The sequence below is a fragment of the Pseudomonas sp. RL_5y_Pfl2_73 genome, from assembly GCF_963970515.1.
GTDB lineage: Bacteria > Pseudomonadota > Gammaproteobacteria > Pseudomonadales > Pseudomonadaceae > Aquipseudomonas.
Genome location: NZ_CAXAPD010000078.1, coordinates 1 through 3,476 on the forward strand (window position 1 = coordinate 1; position 3,476 = coordinate 3,476).

Here is a 3,476-nt window from a genome sequence, read left to right on the forward strand (position 1 = left end):
CACTGGCACCACCCAGTTCGACGTCAGCCTGTCCCTCAACGACGACGGCGATTGCATCAGCGGCCAGTTCGAATACGCCACCGACCTGTTCGATGAAAGCACCATCGCCCGTTGGGGCCAGCACTTGTTGCACCTGCTCGACGCCATGCTCGACGATGCGACGCAGCCCCTGGCGACTCTACCGTTGCTGGACAACCTGCAACGTCGGCAACTGCTCGGCGGTTTCAACCAGACCCACGCCCCCTTCCCCGAAGGCAGGCTGGTGCATGAATGGTTCGAACAGCATGCGCAGGCCCAGCCACAGGCCATCGCGGTCCAGGCAGAGGGTGCTCAGCTCAGCTACGCCGAACTCAATGCCCGGGCCAACCGCGTCGCTCACCGTTTGATCGCCGCCGGCCTGCGTCCGGATGAGCGCGTGGCGCTGCTGGTGGAGCGCAGCCCCGAGATGATCATTGGCATCCTGGCCATCCTCAAGGCCGGCGGCGCCTATGTGCCGCTGGACCCGAATTATCCGCAGGATCGTTTGCAGCACATGCTCAGCGACAGCTCGCCTCGGGTACTGCTCAGCCAAGGCCTCCTGGCCGAACAGCTGCCGCCGCTGCAGATCGCGCAATTGTCGCTGGACGACACAGCCAAAGGTGATGACCACAACCCACGAGTCGAAGGCTTGACCTCCCGGCACCTGGCCTACGTCATGTACACCTCCGGCTCCACGGGCAAACCGAAAGGGGTGATGCTCGAGCACCGTTCGGTGTGCAACCAGATCGGTGCCCTGCAAGCGCGCTATGGCCTCAACCCTCACGATCGCGTCCTGCAATTCGCCACCATGACGTTCGACATGTCAGTGGAAGAGATTTTTGGTGCATTGCTGTCCGGTGCCACCCTGGTTTTGCGCAGCGATGCCTGGATTGCCGGCACTGCGGCCTTCGCCACGCTGTGCGAACAACAGGCAATCACCGTCGCGAACCTGCCAACGGTGTTCTGGCAACAGGTCAGCCGTGACCAACATGTGCCGCTGCCGACCTCGCTGCGCCAGTTCATGATCGGTGGCGAAGCGGTGGGCAAGCAGGCCGTGAGCCAATGGTTCGCCCGTGCTGGCCATCGTCCGGCGCTGTTCAACGCCTACGGCCCGACCGAGGCCACCGTGAACGCCTCGATCCGCCTGATGGAAAGCGACCACGATGATTTCCGCTCCATCGGCAAACCGGTGCGCAACACCCAACTGCATGTGCTCGATGCCAGCGGCAACCTGGTTCCGCTCGGGGTTGCCGGCGAGATTCACATTGGCGGCGTCGGTGTCGCTCGCGGGTACCTCAATCGCCAGGCGTTGACGGCCGAGCGCTTCATCGCTGACCCGTTCAGCACCGACCCGGACGCCCGCCTGTACAAGACCGGCGACCTCGGCCGCTGGTTAGCCGATGGCACCCTGCAGTACCTGGGACGCAACGACGACCAGGTGAAGATCCGCGGTTTCCGTGTAGAACTGGGCGAGATCGAAGCCATCCTCGCCGGCTGCGCGGGGGTACGTGAAGCGGTGGTGGTGGCCCAGGAAAGCAAACCGGGCCAATCGGACAGCAAGCGCTTGATCGCCTACCTGTGCGGTGAGCCGGTGTCGGTGGAGCAATTGCGCAGCGCATTACTGGCGACCCTGCCCGACTACATGGTGCCCACCGCCTTCGTCCAACTCGAGGCCCTGCCGTTGACCCCCAACGGCAAGCTGGACCGCCGCGCCCTGCCCGCACCGGGCCAGGACGCGTTCGCCAGCCGAGCCTACGAGGCCCCGCGGGGAGAGATCGAACATATCGTCGCGACCGTCTGGCAAGACTTGCTGGGCATCGAGAAAGTCGGCCGGCATGACCGCTTCTTTGAACTCGGCGGGCATTCGCTGCTGGCCGTGAGCCTGATCGATCGCCTGCGCCAGCATGGCCTGAGCGCCACGGTACGCACCGTGTTCACCGCGCCCAGCCTGGGGGAAATGGCCCAGGCCCTGAGTCGCAACGACGAGGCCTCGTTCCTGGCCCCGGCCAACCGCATCCCGGCCGATTGCACGGCACTGACACCGGACATGTTGCCCCTGGTGGCGCTGACCCCAGCGCAGTTGGAACGGATCGTCAGCGCCGTACCCGGCGGAGCCGCGAACATTCAGGACATCTACCCCCTGGCCCCGTTGCAACAGGGCATCCTGTTCCATCACTTGCTCGGGCATGAAGGCGATGCCTATCTGGTGCGCTCGATGATCGAGTTTGACGACCGCCAGCGCCTTGATGCCTTCACCGTCGCCTTGCAACAGGTGATCGACCGCCACGACATCCTGCGCAGTGCCGTGCATTGGGTCGGCCAGCCGCAAGCGGTCCAGGTGGTTCAGCGCCAAGCCGTGCTGCCGATCCAACCCATCACCCTGGCCGCCGATGAGGATCCGCGTACTCAGCTGGAGCGCTTGAGCGATCCACGCCACCTGCGCCTGGATTTGCAACAGGCGCCACTGATGCGCGCCTGCATCGCCCAGGATCCGCATTCCGAACGCTGGTGGCTGGCCCTGCTGGACCACCACATGATCAGCGACCACGTGTCCCTGGGCATCGTCCTCGAGGAAATCCAGCGGCTGATGCAGGGTCAGGGCGCCCACCTGCCGGCGCCGATGCCTTATCGCGAATTTGTCGCCCAGGTGCTCGCCACGCCGCCCCAGACCCATGAAGGCTACTTCACCCGCCGCCTGGCCAGTATCGAGGAACCCACCGCACCGTTCGGCGTGCTGGACGTCCAGGGCGACGGTGCCCAGGTGGTGGAGACCAGCGTGCGTCTCGACCGGGCCCTGAGCCTGCGAATCCGCACTCAATCGCGTCAGGCCGGGGTGACACCGGCCGTGCTGTTTCATATCGCTTGGGCCCAGGTGCTCGGACGCTGCACCGGCGGCGACGACGTGGTCTTCGGCACCGTGGTTGCCGGGCGCCTGCAAGGCTCACTGGGCGCCGATCGGGCCCTTGGCGTGTTCATCAACACCTTGCCGGTACGGGTACAACTGGCCGAGTTCGGCGTCAGTGCGCTGGTGGACGCAACCTATCGCGACCTCAGCGAACTGCTCGCCCACGAACAGGCCTCCCTGGCCCTGGCCCAACGTTGCAGCGGTGTGGGCGCAGGCCTACCGCTGTTCACCACGCTGCTCAACTACCGCCATCAGACCGACGGCGGCTCGCTGGCCAATGAAGACCAGATCCTGGCCTGGGACGGTGTGCGCTTCCTGAGCAACGAAGCCCGCACCAACTACCCGATCGAAGTGGCCGTGGCGGATGAAGGCGACGATTTCTCCGTGACCGCGCAATCCATCACAGGCATCGACCCACAACGCATCGCCGCCTACCTCGCCCAGGCCGTCAGCGCATTGGTCGAAGCCCTTGAACAGGCCCCGGAGCGCCTCGCCAGCCAACTGGACGTGGTGCCGGCCAGCGAGCGGCAATTACTGCTGACGGACTTCAACC

Annotated in this window: 1 protein-coding gene; it reads left to right on the plus strand. The window is 65.2% G+C overall.

Features of this window, described 5'->3' with window-relative positions:
- Positions 1-3,476: non-ribosomal peptide synthetase (locus AACY42_RS28150; RefSeq protein WP_339483766.1), on the plus strand; the 3,476-nt coding region annotated here is incomplete at both ends.